The 17,655-nt window shown below is 47.5% G+C and carries 14 protein-coding genes, 1 tRNA gene and 1 pseudogene; 7 read left to right on the top strand and 9 right to left on the bottom strand.

Translation table 11 applies throughout. The annotated features are described in order from the left end of the window. Positions 1-204: 204 nt before the first annotated feature. From Q0X35_RS02675 to Q0X35_RS02660, 4 genes are all read left to right on the top strand, one after another. A tRNA-Val gene (locus Q0X35_RS02675) sits at positions 205-276 on the top strand. A gap of 195 nt (positions 277-471) precedes the next feature. Further along, positions 472-2,634 carry a glycogen debranching protein GlgX gene (gene glgX, locus Q0X35_RS02670; RefSeq protein WP_297565079.1) on the top strand — a complete coding sequence of 721 codons (2,163 nt, stop codon included), beginning with the start codon at positions 472-474 and terminating at the stop codon, positions 2,632-2,634. Positions 2,635-2,719: 85 nt separating this feature from the next. Then, a complete protein-coding gene (locus Q0X35_RS02665) occupies positions 2,720-3,310 on the top strand; it encodes a DUF3000 domain-containing protein (protein ID WP_297565075.1) in 591 nt (196 codons plus the stop codon). Then, on the top strand, positions 3,307-4,503 hold the full coding sequence (locus Q0X35_RS02660; RefSeq protein WP_297565073.1) for an HRDC domain-containing protein: 1,197 nt from the start codon (positions 3,307-3,309) through the stop codon (positions 4,501-4,503). Before Q0X35_RS02665 ends, Q0X35_RS02660 begins: the two co-directional genes overlap by 4 nt. 18 nt (positions 4,504-4,521) lie before the next feature. Here Q0X35_RS02660 and dxs read toward each other — a convergent pair whose 3' ends face one another. From dxs to Q0X35_RS02640, 4 genes are all read right to left on the bottom strand, one after another. Beyond that, positions 4,522-6,414 (bottom strand): 1-deoxy-D-xylulose-5-phosphate synthase, encoded by a 1,893-nt coding sequence (gene dxs / locus Q0X35_RS02655; RefSeq protein ID WP_297565071.1) that lies wholly within the window; start codon positions 6,412-6,414, stop codon positions 4,522-4,524. Between the two features lie 5 nt (positions 6,415-6,419). After that, on the bottom strand, positions 6,420-9,092 hold the full coding sequence (gene acnA, locus Q0X35_RS02650) for an aconitate hydratase AcnA (RefSeq protein WP_297565069.1): 2,673 nt from the start codon (positions 9,090-9,092) through the stop codon (positions 6,420-6,422). A gap of 106 nt (positions 9,093-9,198) precedes the next feature. Continuing rightward, on the bottom strand, positions 9,199-9,597 hold the full coding sequence (locus Q0X35_RS02645) for a hypothetical protein (RefSeq protein WP_297565066.1): 399 nt from the start codon (positions 9,595-9,597) through the stop codon (positions 9,199-9,201). A gap of 145 nt (positions 9,598-9,742) precedes the next feature. Further along, positions 9,743-10,519: a M48 family metallopeptidase gene (locus tag Q0X35_RS02640; RefSeq protein ID WP_297565064.1), complete on the bottom strand. Its 777-nt coding sequence runs from the start codon at positions 10,517-10,519 to the stop codon at positions 9,743-9,745. Positions 10,520-11,042: 523 nt separating this feature from the next. Here Q0X35_RS02640 and Q0X35_RS02635 point away from each other — a divergent pair. From Q0X35_RS02635 to Q0X35_RS02625, 3 genes are read left to right on the top strand one after another with little or no spacing between them, the layout of a single operon-like run. Then, positions 11,043-11,570 (top strand): PadR family transcriptional regulator, encoded by a 528-nt coding sequence (locus Q0X35_RS02635; RefSeq protein ID WP_297565061.1) that lies wholly within the window; start codon positions 11,043-11,045, stop codon positions 11,568-11,570. Further along, positions 11,563-12,219: an ABC transporter ATP-binding protein gene (locus Q0X35_RS02630; protein ID WP_073996442.1), complete on the top strand. Its 657-nt coding sequence runs from the start codon at positions 11,563-11,565 to the stop codon at positions 12,217-12,219. The genes Q0X35_RS02635 and Q0X35_RS02630 overlap by 8 nt, the downstream gene beginning before the upstream one ends. Beyond that, positions 12,219-14,414, top strand: coding sequence for an FtsX-like permease family protein (locus tag Q0X35_RS02625; protein ID WP_297565057.1), 2,196 nt, complete (start codon positions 12,219-12,221; stop codon positions 14,412-14,414). The genes Q0X35_RS02630 and Q0X35_RS02625 overlap by 1 nt, the downstream gene beginning before the upstream one ends. A 4-nt stretch (positions 14,415-14,418) precedes the next feature. On the opposite strand, the gene Q0X35_RS02620 is transcribed toward Q0X35_RS02625, so the two are convergent. The 5 genes and pseudogenes from Q0X35_RS02620 to Q0X35_RS02600 all read right to left on the bottom strand — a co-directional run. Next, positions 14,419-14,712 (bottom strand): DUF4298 domain-containing protein, encoded by a 294-nt coding sequence (locus Q0X35_RS02620; RefSeq protein ID WP_297565056.1) that lies wholly within the window; start codon positions 14,710-14,712, stop codon positions 14,419-14,421. Between the two features lie 88 nt (positions 14,713-14,800). Then, entirely contained in the window at positions 14,801-15,562 is a 762-nt protein-coding gene (locus Q0X35_RS02615; RefSeq protein WP_297565054.1) for an SDR family NAD(P)-dependent oxidoreductase, read from the bottom strand. 331 nt (positions 15,563-15,893) lie between these two features. After that, positions 15,894-16,397 carry an ABC transporter permease gene (locus Q0X35_RS02610; RefSeq protein ID WP_297565051.1) on the bottom strand — a complete coding sequence of 168 codons (504 nt, stop codon included), beginning with the start codon at positions 16,395-16,397 and terminating at the stop codon, positions 15,894-15,896. A 14-nt stretch (positions 16,398-16,411) separates the two neighbouring features. Beyond that, positions 16,412-17,350, bottom strand: coding sequence for an alpha/beta hydrolase (locus Q0X35_RS02605; protein WP_297565048.1), 939 nt, complete (start codon positions 17,348-17,350; stop codon positions 16,412-16,414). A 62-nt stretch (positions 17,351-17,412) separates the two neighbouring features. Next, a pseudogene (locus tag Q0X35_RS02600) lies at positions 17,413-17,655 on the bottom strand (transcriptional regulator); the annotation flags it as partial.

Raw genomic sequence — 17,655 nt, 5'->3', positions numbered from 1 at the left:
TACACCCATAAGGTTTCGTCGGCAGCGTCAGATGTGTATAAGAGACAGCTACCAACTGAGCTACATCCGCACATGCATTCCCTTAACGGGTGCGGAACTAATATAGCGAAAATTTCCCTCTCCTGTCCAATCAGAGAAGATGACCTGCGCCACCTCTGGGAGTTTGCGAAAAGCGCAAGGTCGATATACGATTATCTGCGTTATGGGCGATTGGCGCAGGGGTAGCGCGCTTCCTTCACACGGAAGAGGTCACTGGTTCGATCCCAGTATCGCCCACTCCTAAAAGAAATGCCTATTAGAAAGCGGCGCGCTCCCCTGCGCAGATAATTCTTCCCTATACGCAGATAACTCTTCGCTATACTTAGTAAATAAGAAAACCTAACAAGTTAAGGAAACTTAACAAAAACACGTAAATAAGAGCGCACACTCCCAAGATGTGCGCTAATTTCGCAGTGAGAAAAGAAGTTATATATGGAAGTTTGGCCTGGTGCTCCGTATCCACTCGGAGCTACTTACGACGGTAGTGGCACTAATTTTGCCGTTTTCTCTTCTACTGCAGAAAAAATAGAGCTCTGCTTAATCGATAAAGATCTGCAAGAGACCCGAATTAACCTAAGTGAAATAGATGGCTACGTATGGCACTGCTACCTTCCGGGAGTCGGCCCGGGCCAACATTATGGGTTCCGCGCTTATGGAGAATACGCTCCCGAAAAAGGCCTCCGCCACGATAGCAGTAAAATTCTGCTCGATCCATACGCAAAAGCAATTGACGGGCAAGTGGCTAATCATCAAGCCAATTTTTCTTATAATTTCGCGAATCCACAGGAGTATATAGCGGAAGATTCGCTCGGGCATACGATGCTTTCGGTGGTACATAATCCCTATTTTGATTGGGGGCACGATCGCCCACCCGCCCACGAGTATCACAACTCCGTCATCTACGAAGCACACGTAAAAGGATTTACCCAACTCGATTCAGAAGTGCCGGAAGAATTGCGTGGCACCTATATGGGAATTGCCTACCCCACCACGATTAAGTATCTAAAAGATTTGGGGATTACGGCACTGGAGCTCATGCCGGTACACCAGTTTGTAAATGACACCTCGCTGACGGAAAAAGGACTTTCTAATTACTGGGGCTACAACACCATCGGTTATTTTGCACCTCAGAATACTTACTGCTCCGAAAAAGGTCCCGGCAAGCAGGTAGATGAGTTCAAATCTATGGTAAAAGCACTTCACGAAGCCGATATTGAAGTGATTTTAGACGTCGTCTACAACCACACCGCGGAAGGAAATCATTTAGGGCCCACCCTCTCTTTCCGGGGTTTGGATAATCAAAACTATTACCGCCTGGTGCCCGGCGATGCCGCCCATTATTTTGATACCACCGGCACCGGCAATTCCCTAAATATGCGCGCTCCGCACACTCTGCAGTTAATTATGGATTCTTTGCGCTATTGGATCACGGAGATGCATGTGGATGGCTTCCGTTTTGATTTAGCTTCGACGCTGGCCCGCGAATTGCACGACGTAGATAAACTTTCCACTTTTTTCGATATTATCCAACAAGACCCGATTATTTCTCAGGTGAAACTAATTGCCGAACCGTGGGATATCGGCGATGGCGGATACAACGTAGGAGAGTTTCCTCCTCTTTGGACAGAATGGAATGGAAAATATCGCGATACTATGCGCGATTTTTGGCGCGGCGAACCTTCCCTGCTAGATGACTTCGCCTCCCGTTTTTCCGGTTCTTCTGATCTCTATGAAAATTCCGGAAGACGCCCCGTAGCTTCAATTAATTTCATTACGGCGCACGACGGCTTCACGCTGCACGATTTAGTTTCCTATAACGAAAAACACAATGAGGCAAATGGCGAGAATAACGCCGACGGGGAGTCCCATAACCGCTCTTGGAATTGCGGAGCCGAAGGGCCCAGCACTGATCCGCAGATTAACTCCTTGCGCCTCCAGCAGATGAAGAATTTTCTCACCACTCTGCTACTTTCCCAAGGGGTGCCGATGCTCTCGCACGGAGATGAAATAGGCACTACCAAAGACGGAAATAATAATACTTACTGCCAAGATAATGAGCTATCTTGGATTAACTGGCAAGTGGAAGACTGGCAAAAAGAACTTTTCGTCTTCACCCAACAACTTATAAAACTGCGGAAAGATCATCCGGTATTCCGCCGGCGCCGTTTCTTACGCGGCGAAGCACTGCGGGGAGGCACTAGCGCCCAAGGAGATATCGAATGGATGCGCGGCGATGCTTCCTATATGACCGCCGAAGATTGGGATACTTTTTATGCGCGTTCCCTACTCATTTTTGTAAACGGCGATAAAATTCTCGAACCAGATTCCCACGGGCGAAATATTACCGATGATGATTTCCTCCTCGCTTTTAATGCTTCCGAAGAAGATTTAACCTTCACTATTCCCGATTCTGATAACGCGCAGCCCTGGGAATTAGTGCTCGCTACCAGCACAAAAATAGATTTACCGGCGGCTCTGGGAGCAAAAATGAACTTCCCGGTGCCCGCCCGCTCCGTGATTGTGTTTATTCGAAAAGCTACTAAATCTAAGGATACTGGCAATAAGCTCTCCGGAATTACTGCCAGCAAAAATTAAATTTACCAGCCGTTAGCATTTTGATCACCTCGGGAAATCGGCGTGCCTAGAGGGAAAAAGTGCTTTAGGGCGGTAAAGTGCAGGTGTGTCTGATTCGGAAGAAACTCCTCCTCGTGATTTCTGTACTGCCCTCGAATCCTTAAAAGGGCAAAGTTTTCGACCCGAATTTCATATTACGCAAATCCCGGCTCCTACCCGCATAGCTCCTTGGGCAGTCGCGCTACAAGCGGAAATAAATGATACGGCGGATTTAGATCCCGATCACTATCTGGGAGACACCAAATTTGTAGTGCTTTATGACCCCGCCGGGCAAAGTGCGTGGGATGGTAATTTTCGCGTTATTGTGCACGCCCGTGCTCCTATAGAAAGTGAAATGGGTGATGACCCATTACTCGGCGAAGTAGCGTGGTCTTGGTTGCCAGAATCTCTGCAAAAGCAGGGAGCGTCTTTTCATAATCTCAGTGGTACCGTCACTCGTATTTTCAATGAGACTTTCGGTGGATTATATATAAATTCTTCTCGCATTGAACTGGAATTGCGCGCCTCTTGGAGCCCTGCTACTCCCTATTTGACCGAGCATCTGCACGCCTGGGCTGATTTTGCCGCTTCTTTGGCCGGTTTGCCTCCTTTTGTGGAAAATATCAGCTCGCTACCGCGAAAGGCGGAAAAAATTTGAATTTAGCGGAGTTACCTGGCACTCTTTTATCTGCTCCCCGCGATGGAATACCCGAGTTAATCAATAAGGATATTCAGAAAGCATTAACTGCGCTAGAAGCTGGCAAAGGAGAATTTGCGGTAGATACCGAACGCGCAATGGGAATTCGCTACTCTAGCCGCGCCTATCTTGTACAAATAAAGCGGCGCGGAAGAGAAATTTTTCTGATTGATCCAGTGGGGATAGAAGCTGAACTAGCGCCGCTCGCGCAGATAATGCAGGGGGAATGGATTTTGCATGCAGCTGATCAAGACCTTCCCTGCCTGGCTCAACTAGGCTTAAGCCCCCGCAAACTTTTCGACACCGAAATAGCTGGTTTACTTCTCGGATATGAGAGTGTATCTCTGCAGTTTATGACCGCCCACGTACTGGGATATAAATTAGCAAAAGAACATTCGCGGGCAGATTGGTCGAAGCGGCCGCTGGAAGCAGAGTTACGCGCCTATGCGGCTTTAGATGTAGAGCTACTGCATGAATTAAAAGATAAACTCACAGTGGAGCTGGAGAAAGCTGGCAGAACAGCTTGGTTCGAAGAAGAATGTGAATATGTGCGGACGCGCCCGCCGCGCCCTCCCAGAAAACAGCCGTGGCGAAAAGCGGCCCGGCAAAATGGCATTAAAGATCGCCGCGCCTTTAGAATGCTGGAACTACTCTGGCAACGCCGAGATGAACTCGCCAAAGCCCGCGATTTAGCACCAGATTTGGTGCTTCCGGCGCGCGATTTAGGAGCCTTGGCCAAACGCCGCCCCCGCTCCCAAGCCGATGTGCGCTCAGCTCCGCAGATGCGTTCACGGGTACGGAAAAAAGATATTCCGATATGGTGGGAGGCTATTAACGAAGCGTGGAAATCGCCTCTAGAGGAGTTACCAGAAAAATTGCTGGAAAAGCCCAGCCTTTTTCCACCGGTAAACCGCTGGCAGCATACCCATAGTGACGCCTATGAACGCTGGAATACGCTCCGCCCAGCTGTACTTAACTACGCTGCGCAGTTAGGAATTCGCCAAGAAGTGCTGTTAAAGCCGCAATTACAAAAACGCGCCGCTTGGGAAGGCTGGAAAGATTATTCCGATTTGCAAGAAAAACTAGTTACCTGGGGTGCGCGTAATTGGCAGTGTCAAGAAGTGGTGAAGGCACTTTCGGCAGCTACCCAGTAAATACTCGCTCTAGAAGCCTTATTCTTTATCCTTTATTCCCTCGGCGAAATTAGTAATTTCTTGTGCCACTCCTGCCGGCGTCAGATTTTCCGCAGCTAGGATATCGGCTCTCTTCCCTTGCATAATGAATTCTTTATTGATTCCCAGGGCGCGCACGGGGCGCATGATTCCCCGCTTTTGCAGAGCAATCTGCAGTTCACTGCCTACTCCCCCGTCTACCAAACCATCTTCCAGCACCACAAACCCAGCTACTTCCTCCGCGAGCTGCAATAAATCCTCAGCAATAGGGAGAATCCAGCGCGGATCTACCACGAGAGTGCCGGTATCTGCTAGTTGACTGCCTTGCACGGCTAAAGCACTAAAGGCTCCCACTCCCATCACTAAGAGCGGTTTTTCTCCCGGCAGCGTTCGCGAAAAGAGCACATCAAGGCTTCCTCGTTTCGCGATAGCGGGAATATCGGGCGGTACTGGACCTTTCGGATAGCGCAGCAGCGTCGGGCTAGAAATCTGCACCGCCTGCCGCAATAATTCTCGCAAGCGCTCCCCATCGCGCGGCACTCCCACCTGCAAGCCCGGAATCATCGCAGCCAGAGAAAGATCCCACATACCGTTATGGGAGGGTCCATCGTCACCCGTAATACCAGAGCGATCTAAACAGATAGTTACGGCTTCATTGTGTAGCGCGACGTCCATCAGCAATTGATCGAAAGCCCGATTCATAAAAGTGGCATAGAGAGCAAATACCGGATGCATACCAGCTTTCGCCAATCCGGCACTCATAGTCATGCCGTGCTGCTCGGCAATTCCCACGTCAATTATGCGCTCCGGGAATTCCTGCTGCATAGGCCCTAAACCTACCGGCAGCAGCATCGCCGCCGTCACCCCGATCAATTTGGGATTTTCCCGCGCCAGCTGCAGCATTTCTTCGGAAAATACACTCGTCCAGCCGAAGCGAGATTCGACGATTGGCAGGCCCGTTTCGGGGTGAATACGCCCCACAGCGTGAAAATGATCTGCCTTATTTTCTTCTGCAGGCTTATAGCCACGGCCTTTTTCCGTAATAGCATGCACCACCACTGGCCCGCCGTAATCTTTTGCCATTTGGAAAGCTTCTAGTAAATTTTCCAAATTATGCCCATCAATCGGCCCAATATACTTCAAGCCCAACGAATCAAAAATACCTGCATCTACCAGCGCACCTTTTACTCCTTGCTTCAATCCGCGCAAGGTATCGTAGACCAAATTCCCGGGAAGCCCCGATTTTTTCAAATTGCTTTTAATGCGTTCGAGAAGATCTTCATATTCTTTACTGATGCGAAATTCATCAATTTTTTTAAAAGAATCAATCCTCCGCACCATACCGCCGATAGTAGGAGCATAAGAACGCCCATTATCATTGAGCACTATTATGAGCCGCCGGTTGCTATCTTCCGCGATATTATTCAAAGCTTCCCAGCTCATACCGCCAGTCATAGCTCCGTCGCCTATCACGGCGACCACACAATGATCATCTCCTTGGAGTTGCATTCCCCGCGATATTCCATCTGCCCACGAAAGCGAAGTACTAGCATGCGAATTTTCGACAATATCGTGCACTGATTCTCGGCGGGAAGGATAACCAGAAATTCCGCCCGCCTGCCGCAGCTGCGTAAAATCTCTGCGCCCGGTAAGCAATTTATGCACATATGCTTGATGCCCAGTATCGAATATTAATTTATCGGCGGGAGAATCAAATACCCGATGCAGCGCAATGCTCAGCTCCACTACGCCCAGATTAGGGCCCAAGTGCCCGCCAGTACGCGCCACATTAGTGATGAGAAAACGGCGAATTTCCTGCGCTAAACTGCGCATCTCCAAAAGGCTCAGCTTTTTTATATCAGCTGGGTCTGAAATTTTCGCAAGAATGCCCATGCGTTTTAGCCTACCAGCTGCCGCAGTACATATTGCAGAATTCCCCCATGGCGGAAATAGTCTGCTTCACCCGGGGTATCAATACGCAGCCGCACCGCGAAAGTAATCTTTTCCCCGTCGCTCTTTTCCGCAGTTACCCTGAGCGTTTCCGGAGTAATTCCGAAGTTCAGCGCAGAAATCCCGGAAATCGTGAATACTTCGCTCCCATCTAACCCTAAGCTAGCTGCATTTTCGCCTTCTTGATACTGCAAGGGAAGCACTCCCATCCCAATCAGATTGGAACGGTGAATACGCTCGAAGGATTCAGCCAATACGGCTTTCACTCCCAACAGAGCAGTACCTTTAGCTGCCCAATCGCGCGAAGAGCCCGATCCATATTCTTTACCACCTAAAACCACCAAAGGCACTTTTGCTTCTTTATAAGCCTGCGCGGCATCAAAAATTGCTTCTTCTTTATCGCTGAGGAAATTCCAGGTGTATCCGCCTTCTACGCCGTCTAATAGTTGATTGCGGAGCCGAATATTGGCGAAAGTACCTCGTATCATCACTTCATGATTGCCGCGGCGCGAACCGTAGGAATTAAAATCAGCTCGCGCTACTCCCTGCTCTTCCAGATAACGCCCAGCTGGAGAATTAGCTTTAATAGCACCAGCCGGAGAAATATGGTCAGTAGTCACAGAATCGCCGAGCTTCGCCAGTACGCGCGCTCCCACAATATCTACCACCGGTTGAATCTCTTTCTTCATACCTACGAAATAAGGTGGTTTGCGAATATAAGTGGAATCAGCATCCCAGGCAAAAAGCTCACCCGCCGGGGTCGATAGATTTTGCCAACGCTCATCACCAGCGAAAATATCTCGGTAGTTGCGCCGATACATTTCCGTATCAATAGTGGCTGCCATTACTGCTGCTACTTCTGCTGGATCTGGCCAGATATCACGCAAATATACATCTGCACCGTTTTCATCTTGCCCCAGCGGCATAGTAGCAAAATCAAAGTTCATGCTCCCCGCCAGCGCATAGGCAATCACCAAAGGCGGCGAAGCTAAATAATTCATCTTTACATCTGGGTTTATGCGCCCCTCAAAATTTCTGTTTCCGGAAAGTACGGAAAGTACCACCAAGTCTTCTTTATTGACGGCATCGGAAATTGCTTGCGGAAGCGGGCCCGAATTGCCGATACAGGTGGCGCACCCATAGCCAACTAAATTAAATCCGAGTGCTTCGAGCGCCGGCCATAATCCGGCTTTTTCATAGTAATCGCTCACCACTTTAGAACCGGGCGCTAAAGAAGTCTTTACCCAGGGTTTACTACGCAGCCCTTTCGCTACTGCATTGCGCGCTAATAAAGCTGCGGCCAACATTACCGAGGGGTTGGAAGTATTAGTACAGGAGGTAATAGAGGCGATTACAATATCGCCGTTGCTCAGTGAAGTATCCGAACCGTCGATTCCCTGTACCGGCACCGCACTTTGCGCCGTATCTGAATTTAGATAGTTAGGAAGCGTTTCCAAAAATGCCTGCTGTGCCTGCGCTAGCGCAATTCGATCTTGCGGGCGTTTCGGCCCAGAGATAGAGGGCACTATCGTGGATAAATCTAATTCCATATATTCGGAATACTCTAGCTCCACCTGCGGATTAGCCCATAGCCCCTGCTCTTTTGCATATGCTTCCACCAGTGCAATTTGCTCAGCACTGCGGCCGGTCAAGCGCAGATAATCTAAGGTGGCTTCGTCAATCGGGAAAATAGCTGCGGTAGAGCCAAATTCAGGGCTCATATTGCCGATAGTAGCGCGATTCGCTAGCGGCACCTGCGAAAGACCATCTCCATAGAACTCAACTATCTTTCCTACTACGCCTTTTGCGCGTAGCATTTCCGTAATAGTAAGCACCACATCTGTAGCAGTGGCACCGGCCGGTATTTCTCCACGTAACCGGAAGCCCACTACGGGAGGAATAAGCATCGACACCGGTTGACCCAACATAGCGGCCTCTGCTTCAATACCGCCTACTCCCCAGCCGAGCACTCCTAGACCATTCACCATGGTGGTATGCGAATCAGTACCCACACAAGTATCGGGATATGCCTGCACTACGCCGTCTTTTTCCTGCTGCATGACGACGCGGGCGAGGTACTCCAGATTTACTTGATGCACTATACCCATCCCCGGAGGTACTACTTTGAAATTCTGAAAAGCGTTCTGCCCCCACCTTAAAAACTGGTAGCGTTCGCCGTTGCGCTCATATTCCCGATCCATATTGCGTTTTAAGGCATCTTTACTACCGAATACGTCGATCTGCACCGAATGATCTATAACCATCTCGGCAGGGCGCAGCGGATTAATGACATCGGGATTTCCCCCCAGCTCGGCCACTGCTTCACGCATTGCCGCTAAATCTACCACGCAAGGTACACCAGTAAAATCCTGCATAATCACTCGCGCTGGCGTAAATTGAATCTCTTGATTTTCACCGGCGCGGAGATTGCACTCCGCAAGTGCCTTAATATGCTCAGCTCGTATATTAGCGCCATCTTCATTACGCAATAAATTCTCTAAAAGTATTTTTAAGCTGTAGGGAAGCCGCTCCACTCCAGCCAGCGCAGAAAGCCGGTAAATCTCGTATTTTTTCTGCCCTACTTGCAGCTGCGAACAAGCATTAAAGCTATTTACACTCAAGGTATATCCCCCAAATAATTACCGGTAAATAATAAATCATGCCGTTACAGCCTAGCATCTCCCGGCGTGCGGTAAGTAACCGGCAGCTTTAGTTGTTAATTTGTTTTCATTGATCACTCTGTGGCGCATGGCCTTTCAGTAAATCGGGAGCATTTTCTTCCGTAATTTTCTCTGGCACATACTCTAGATACTCCACGACTTTTTCCATCGTCGCCCAACTAGTGCGCTTATAAATATCGTAATAAATATCAGGGAAACCCGCTTCTACGCAATAATATTGCTCTCCTTCCGAATGAAAAGAATTATTATTTCGAAATTCGAAAGCAATATACAGTAAAGAAAGAAATCCTCCCAAGCACAGCGCACCCAGAAGTAAAATCACCACTATCACCTTGAGAATTCGCCCCAGCAGATTAGCGATAGGTAGAAGCGCTAGGAGAATTATTACTCCGATAGCTGTGGCCAAAATAAATAAAATTCCCACTAAAAGAGCTATATTGTTCAAAACCGGAATTAGAGTGTAGTGCACGCGCAAAAAAAGCAGTAAATAGCCGCCCGAAAAAAGCAGAATTAACATTGCTAATTTTCCGAATTTGCCTGGAAATGCCCTTCTTCTAGGCTCTTTTCCAGGCTCTTTTCCAGGTTCTTTTTTAAGCTCTTTCAAATCCATTGTTTTTATTTCGCTCCTCCCAGAAATCACTTCTGGTGACCAAATTATTTGGATCCCATTGCTTCCAATCTGGGCAATACTGCTCTAAAAGAGCATAAAACCGCGGCGAATGTTTTGCTTCTTTTAGATGCAATAGTTCACGGATTACCACATATTCTAAACAGACTGGCGGAAGCTGCGCTAGCTGCAAATTTATCCAAATGCGGCGTTTATCTACATTACAACTCCCCCAGCGAGTGCGCATCCGCCGGATACGGTATTCGCTAGCTTTTTCTCCCAAGAGAGTTTCGTATTTTTCTGCCACCTGCGCCAGGGCTACTTTCAGCTCGCGCCGATAGAAATTTTCGAGGGCACGGGCGCAGCATTTTTTCTCCGCCGAAGAAAACTCATATATAAGGCTATTCAGCTCGGGCGCGATTTCATAATGTGCAATTTCACGATGCGCTGCTTCATAATGCGCGACTTCCCGGTAGAAAGACGCCGGAAGAAAAAGCATAATTTCTTTAGCAGTTTTTTCGGCGCTCCAACTTTTCGCTTTTCCCCACCGTAGTGGATAGAGATCTCCCCACAGATAATGCAGCTCACCCGGTTGGTAGTGAAAATTAGGATAGATTTTCTGTATTTGCCGGCGTTGGCGAGAAATTTGCGCGATATTTTCCGCTACAAATTTTTCAATTCGCCGGCGGCTGAGAAAATAAGGCGCGCTCACCTGCACTGCTCCTGTAGGAGGTAATACCCGTAAATACATATTGCGCATTCCGCGCCGCCGGCGTATTGAGACCTCTATCCCAGCTACATCTATTACTTGCTCTATTGCTATTCCTAACTTCTTATGTGTCGCTTCTTTTACAGCAATTTCCTTAAATTCTTTTACGGCAATTTCGTTAGATCTCTTATAGTAACTTCCCTAAATCTCTTACCAAGACTTCCCTAATAAGTTTCCAAACTTCCTTACTACTTTGCCATAGTTTCTTCGCCTTTTTCCCGCAATTCTCCCTTTAATTTAGCCTGATTTTCTTATCAGTTTTGCCTGAACTTTCCCACTGATTTAGGGCAATTTATATATCGCTCTGCGTATCTGTAATTGTATTACGCGCATCTACAGTAGGTATTCCGCGCATCTACAATTCACTATCTTGCGTAATAAGTTTTCAAAACACGCCGGCATAAACTCGTTTGCATCTCACTATACACTGAGTGTATAGTGAGGGCTGCACTGGTCGTCTAAAAGATTTTCCAGTTACAAAAAGCCAAGATATACAGGTAAATTAGGAGATTATATGTCTACGCAATATGCGATGCTGGGTTTGATAGCGAAAGAAGCCAGCTACGGCTATTCTCTAAAGCAAATGTATGACGATCTTTTCGGATCAGAGAAGCCCATACTTGCCGGGCAAATTTACTCCACGCTTTCGCGGCTAAAGAAAAATCAACAGATAATCGAAATAGCGAATTCAGATGCGTCCGGCGGCCCCGCGCGCACCTGCTATGAAATTACGGAAATTGGCACGAATGCGCTACTTACTTGGCTTAATACCCCAGAAGCGCCCAGCCCCAATTTACATTCCACTATTTACATCAAAACGGTACTGGCATTGCTTTTAGATGGCGATGCCGCTGCTTACTTGCAGAATCAACGCCATGCCCACATTCAAAGAATGCGCGAGCTCGTCGAAAAACGCCGGAACAGCAGCCTCGCCGAACATCTACAGATAGACCATGCAATTTTTCATATAGAAGCCGATTTACGCTGGATAGATCTCACGTCGTCCCGCCTTACCACCCTGAAAGAAGAACTCCATGATTAAAGCAAATAATTTAGTGAAAAATTTTGGAAAAACAGCCGCCCTAAATGATTTATCTCTGCAAATTGAGAGCGGAAAAGTACTCGCAATTATGGGACCTTCTGGCTCCGGTAAATCAACGCTGTTGCACTGCCTAGCAGGAATTATCTTACCTGATAGTGGCGAAGTATATTACGGAGATACCCGCATCACCTCCCTGAACGATACCGAACGTACACTACTGCGCCGTAGCGAATTTGGCTTTATTTTTCAGTTTTCCCAATTAGTGCCAGAGCTATCAGCCCTCGACAATGCGGCAGTACCGCTACTACTCAGCGGAATGAAATTGAAAGACGCCCAAGAAAAAGCGCAAGCTGCGCTCGCTGCCGTAGACCTAGCTGGTAAAGAGTATTCCCTACCCGGCCAGCTTTCGGGTGGAGAAGCCCAGCGCGTGGCACTGGCTCGGGTGCTCACCTACGAACCGAGAGTAATTTTTGCCGACGAACCCACCGGTTCACTCGATTCTTATAATTCGGAACGCGTGATGGAATTACTGGTAGCTCAAGCGCGCAATCGCCACATTACGGTAGTGCTAGTGACCCACGAACCACTCATAGCTGCCTATGCCGATAACGAAGTAGTAGTACGAGATGGAAAGCTGGTAAACGCCTAATGAAACTCGCTTGGATTCTTTTTAAAAAATCAATCCGCTCTAATTTAGGGCGCTTGCTTCTTATCGGCGCTACCGTGGCTCTCGGTGTAGCTATGCTGGTAGTCTATACCTCATTCCACAACGCTATATTCCAAAACCCTTCTTATGGGTTCACTACCTCCATATCGGATGCCTACGAAGAATCAACGAAATCTCCGAGTAACGGAGCAGAACGAGACGGGATAAAGCCACTGTGGATAAAACCGGAGACCGGCGGCGCTTTATTGAAATACCAAGATGACCGCATCGAACAATACTTGGTGGAGCGCGGAGATTCTAATATCGAAAATATGCTCGATCTTGCGGTACCCAATAATGGTGAATACTACTTATCACCTGCATTGAAACAGATAGTAGAGAAACATCCCGAAATGGAGATACAAAAACGTTTCGGGAAAATTTACAAGGGAGAAATACCGCATGATATGGTCTACGGCAGAGATTCGCTGGTAGTTATCAGCGGCGTAGATAATCTACATTCTGATCCCAATTCGGGCGCTTTCCCCGTCTATAAATTCCACCGCAGTAATGCTGGTGATGTTTTTCCTAAAGTGATAAGCAAAGTCTTTTATTTGGGAATATTAATAGTACTTTTCCCGGTGATTATGCTCCTCATTGTGGCAGCCCAGCTCGGTGGAGTGCAGCGGGAGCAGCGCTATGCGGCTCTGCGTTTAGGGGGAGCTACGGGAAGGCAAATTGCCACTATTTCTTTATTTGAATCCGCGGTGGCAGCGGCAATCGGAACTATCGGCGGAATTATTATTGGCACGGCTTTGCGCCCGGCACTTTCCAATTTTACGCTCTCCAGCAGCCGCTATTTTCCAGAACAACTCACCCTTTCTTGGCAACAGTATCTAATAATTATCGCCATCACTTTCGGAGCGGTAATTTTTGCTAATGCGCGGGGACTGCGCCGCTTATTCACTTCCCCGCTCGGAGTGGCACGGCAGAGCAAAAAATCACCGCGCCCTCATTTTTGGCGCCTATTACCGCTGCTAGGAGGAATGGGTGCAAGTATTTTCCTCGTTTATTACGTTCCCCAGAGTACCAACGACCGCTACCTCGTAGCTTTCCTCGCCAGCATTATGGTGGTAATGATTGGGCTAGTAATAGCCAGCCCCTATTTAACCTTTTTAATAGCGAAGCTGAGATCACTACGTACACGCAGTACCGAAGTATATATCGGAGAAAACTACGTACAAGCTCATGCTCGGCGTATCTCTCGCTCTATAGTGGGAGTGGTATTAGCGCTCTTTGCCGGAAGTTTCTTCCTCACTGGCATATCTGGATACGAAGCGATAGACGCGAAAGATCAAGTAAATTATTACTTAAAAGATACTAGCGTCACCTTATTTGTATCGGATTCCAACCCGGCCGTCAGCGATAATGCTACTCAGCAAATATTAGCCAAAGAATATATAAATTCCGCAGCAAAAGCAGAGAGCATAAACTACGCCTATACGCTCTTTAAGTGTGCAGATGCTCTCCCCTATCTAGAAGATTTTTCTTGCGATGGAGAATATGCTTTACTACATTTCCACGCTCCTAAATCCGAAGCAGGAGCAATCGGAAAAGGAAGTAGAGCCGAACTGCTGAATGACTACAATGAAGAGGATTCCACTCCGGGATACCTGCTTTCCTTGCAGAAAGCCTCCGACATTGAAAAGTTACGCTCTGATTTGGCGGAATTACTGCCCAGCACTTCACGAGTAGATATGGATTATCGCCCCAATTACGACGGCAACGTATATTCAAGTTATACGCGTATGCTGGTATATCTAACCTATACCGGACTAGCTGTGACGCTAATTGTGGCTATTATTTCTCTCACTGTATCCACCTACGCCTCAATAATAGAGCGGCGACGCAGCCTATTGACGCTGCGGCTGGCGGGAATGGAACCGCGCCGCCTCCGGCGTATGGTGTTAGTTGAGTCTTTCTCACCTTTAGCAGCCATTTCCATAATTTCGGCCGGCAGCGGTGTACTTCTCGGCTATTTACTTGTCAACAACTTTTCCAGCTCCATGCAGGCGCAAATTTCCGGAATCTACCTAGCCGTACTATCCGGCGCCTTGGCAGCATCCGCCCTAATAATTTGGCTTATTTCTGCCACGGTAGGGAAAGTCACCCAGCTTTCGGTAAACCGTATGGAGTAGTGATTTAGAGTTCGCTAGTTAGATCTTGCAAGCGCTGGCGCAGAGAATCGGCATAGAAAAAGGCATTGTAGATGCCATCTTCCGAAAGTACGCCTCGTTCTAAATCTTCTGGAAGCCGCCCCTCTTCGTCAGCTGCCAGATCTGCCCACCACTCTGCTCCAGAATAATACTTATCCAAGATAGCTACGTCAGAAGTAATTTCTGCGTAACTATCTAAAGCGGCTTCCGCTTTTTGTAAGTTATCCAGTAAACGATTCAGCACTTTTTCCATCTGCATAATGCGGGCGATATCTTCCATATCTCCAGCATACCTGCTTTAGCGTGCGGCAGAGGATTTTCTACACTTTGCCCCCGCTTTACAGCAGTTTCATCCAGCCCTTATTTTCTCAGCAGGCGGTCACTCCCCCGTCTGCTGCGATAACTGCGCCATTGATAAAAGAAGCGGCGTCGCTGGCGATAAAGAGAACTAAACCAGTTATTTCTTCCACTTCTGCCTGCCGAATCGAAGTATCCACTCCCGCCATGACTCGTTCCAAACCGAGGGGGCTCGGATTCTTCATATTGATTCCCACTTCGGTCTTAACTCCACCGGGGCAAATGGCATTAGTTCTGATATTTTTTCCGGCATACATGAAAGCGGTGTTTTGCGTCAGGCCAATCAGTGCATGCTTCGACATAGTGTAGACGGCACCGGCTTTACAACCATTCGTGCCTCCAATGGAAGCGACGTTAACGATATTGCCACCACCTTGCTTTTCCATGATTTGCACCGCTTTTTGCATAGCCAACATCGGGCTCTTCACATTTAAGGTCATAACCCGCCGATAGAGATCATCATCTACTTCGCCGACCGGTTTCATTTCGTCCATCATGCCGGCGCAATTAATGAGAATATCTAGCCGACCCGCTTGGGCAAGTGCATAATCAATCATCTTGTGGTTTTCTTCGTCGTGCATTAAATCTGCTACATACGGCAAAATTTTACCGGGCATATTCTGGCATTTCTCGGCCAGCTCCTCCAAGCGTTCCTGCCGCCGCGCCACCACGATTACCGTAGCACCTTCTGCGCAAAGAGCCTGGGCAATACCACGCCCCATACCAGAGCTGGCTCCCGTCACCACTGCAACTTTTCCTAGAAATCTTTCCACGATATTCCTTCTTTCTCCGAGGATCCAGACCGATACTTTTTGCTAGTAGCACTGCTAAAACTGACTCCTGCACTGTTAATTCCCAGTTTGTGGTGGTAAATTTTCCACAGTGCCCGAATCGTATCTAGCTGCCTAACACCCTAACCATATATGATTTATTACAATAAATATATACTCTTTTGCAGAAAGTGCCGACGCTTTTACGGAAAATAACTAAACTTTTTGGAAAGTTTGCGTGACGGCAGATACCCGCATGGCAAATCACCAAATAGCTAATACCCGCACGGCTAATAAATCACAGGATTAATAAATAGCAATGCGCAAATACTCCTTAAAATAACGTCAATAAATATCCGTCGATTAGCGCGATAAGAAAATACATAATGAAAGCTCGTAGAAAAGCCGCGATATGTTTTTGCGGATCTTGGTAGAGGCATTTTTGGGGAATTTTTGAAAAACGAATCCGCGGCGTATTGCGCCACCAGAGCAGATCTATTACGAGCAAATCAAAAGTATTTAATGCTTGCCCCAGCAGAAACAGCGCCAGGAAATTCGGCAGAAAAGTTCTTTGCCGGATAAATACCCCGAGAGCGAGAAATAGCCCGAAAAAGAGGAAAAAATTCGCTATCCACACAGCTACTTTAGATCTTTCCTTAAATCTATCTCGATATTCGGGTATCTCTCTTATTCGTCTTTGCACTTCATCAGGGTAAGACGCATAATTTTGCAGATTTTTACTATCGGTACCAGTAGCGAAAATACACAGCAGAAAAAATACCGCACATAAAATAACTATTTCTATTCCGAGCATCTGCGCATTCCCTATTTCGCTCAAGCCTTCAATTCACATCAAGACTTCAAAAGAGCAATAATTTCCTCTTGAGCTTGCCGGCCTTCTTTAAAAAATCGCAGCAGCGGATAGCAGTGGCACATTCCCTCCCCCACGACTATCTCGTAAGGTACCTGGTATTTTTCCATAGCTTGTTGAAAATATTCTGCAAAGGCGTAGAGGCATTCATTTTCCCCGTAATAGAAATACGTCTTCGGGAAACCGGAAAAATCTCCAACCGTTCCATCTAGCATATACTCAGGCAAATCTTCCGTGCCCTTAGCAATTTCCCGGGCCGTACGAATATACGTAGGATCGATAATGACGTCTTTCGGGTTGAGTGCCACAAGTTTTTCCCAAATTTCCTTATTTTCTGCAAGTGCTAAATCTGGAATCCCGCCGGGAGAAACTGAAATTATTTTACCGGGCATCGGCAAAGGCCTACCCAGGGCATTGTTGTGTAAGAAAATCCCTACGGCCAGGCAAGCTCCGGAGGAAAATCCCAATACACTTATATTTTCTGCCCTGTATTCGCTGGTCATTAACCCATAAGTGACAATGCAAACTTCATAGGTTTCTTTTATATTTCGATCTGCGGAACACAAAGGATAAAACAAAAACCAGACGTCTTTTTCCGTTTGCTGCATTATTCTTTCCGCTAGCGAAAAATCCAGCTTATCTGGCCCAGTAATCATCCCTCCGCCGAAGAGATAAAGCACTGCTCCTGCGGCCGGTTTGGCATTTTTTTGATAACGCACAAGCCGATAGCCCATAACTTCCCGCTCAAAGAGAAAATAATTTTTTCTATTCGCTCTTTTCTGGGCTTTGGCGAGATTGAAAGCTGACTTTGCATTTTGCTTCTTTGCGTATTCCAGCATATCTTCCTTGGATTTTAGGAACATCTTTTTTACGCCCGCTAGTCGCACTACGCCTGCTGCCACCCGGTAGGTAAGAGTCACTTCACCCTCCATTCACGCATATAACTAAGGTTATCCTAAACTCACAGCTTTTAGTCTGCTATTTAGTTTTCTTTTCTGCGCGTCCACACCATTCCCGTAACCGCAGCCACGATGACGATCGGTGCGGTGCGTACGAAGATCCATTCAAAAGAATGAAAAAGGGTGCCCAGCACCGCCGTCTCTGGATCTTTATAATTCCACCCTAAATAAGGACTTCCAAATAGCACTAATCCCACCATAGTAAGCACAATAATCACCGCCAGCGCGATAAAGCACCCGTGCGCCACCTTTCGCTTTTCTTCCTG

The sequence above is a fragment of the uncultured Arcanobacterium sp. genome (assembly GCF_947253055.1).
Classification (GTDB): Bacteria; Actinomycetota; Actinomycetes; order Actinomycetales; family Actinomycetaceae; genus Arcanobacterium_A.
Note: the sequence above shows the minus strand (reverse complement) of the source record. Positions and strands in the feature narration are given on the sequence as shown.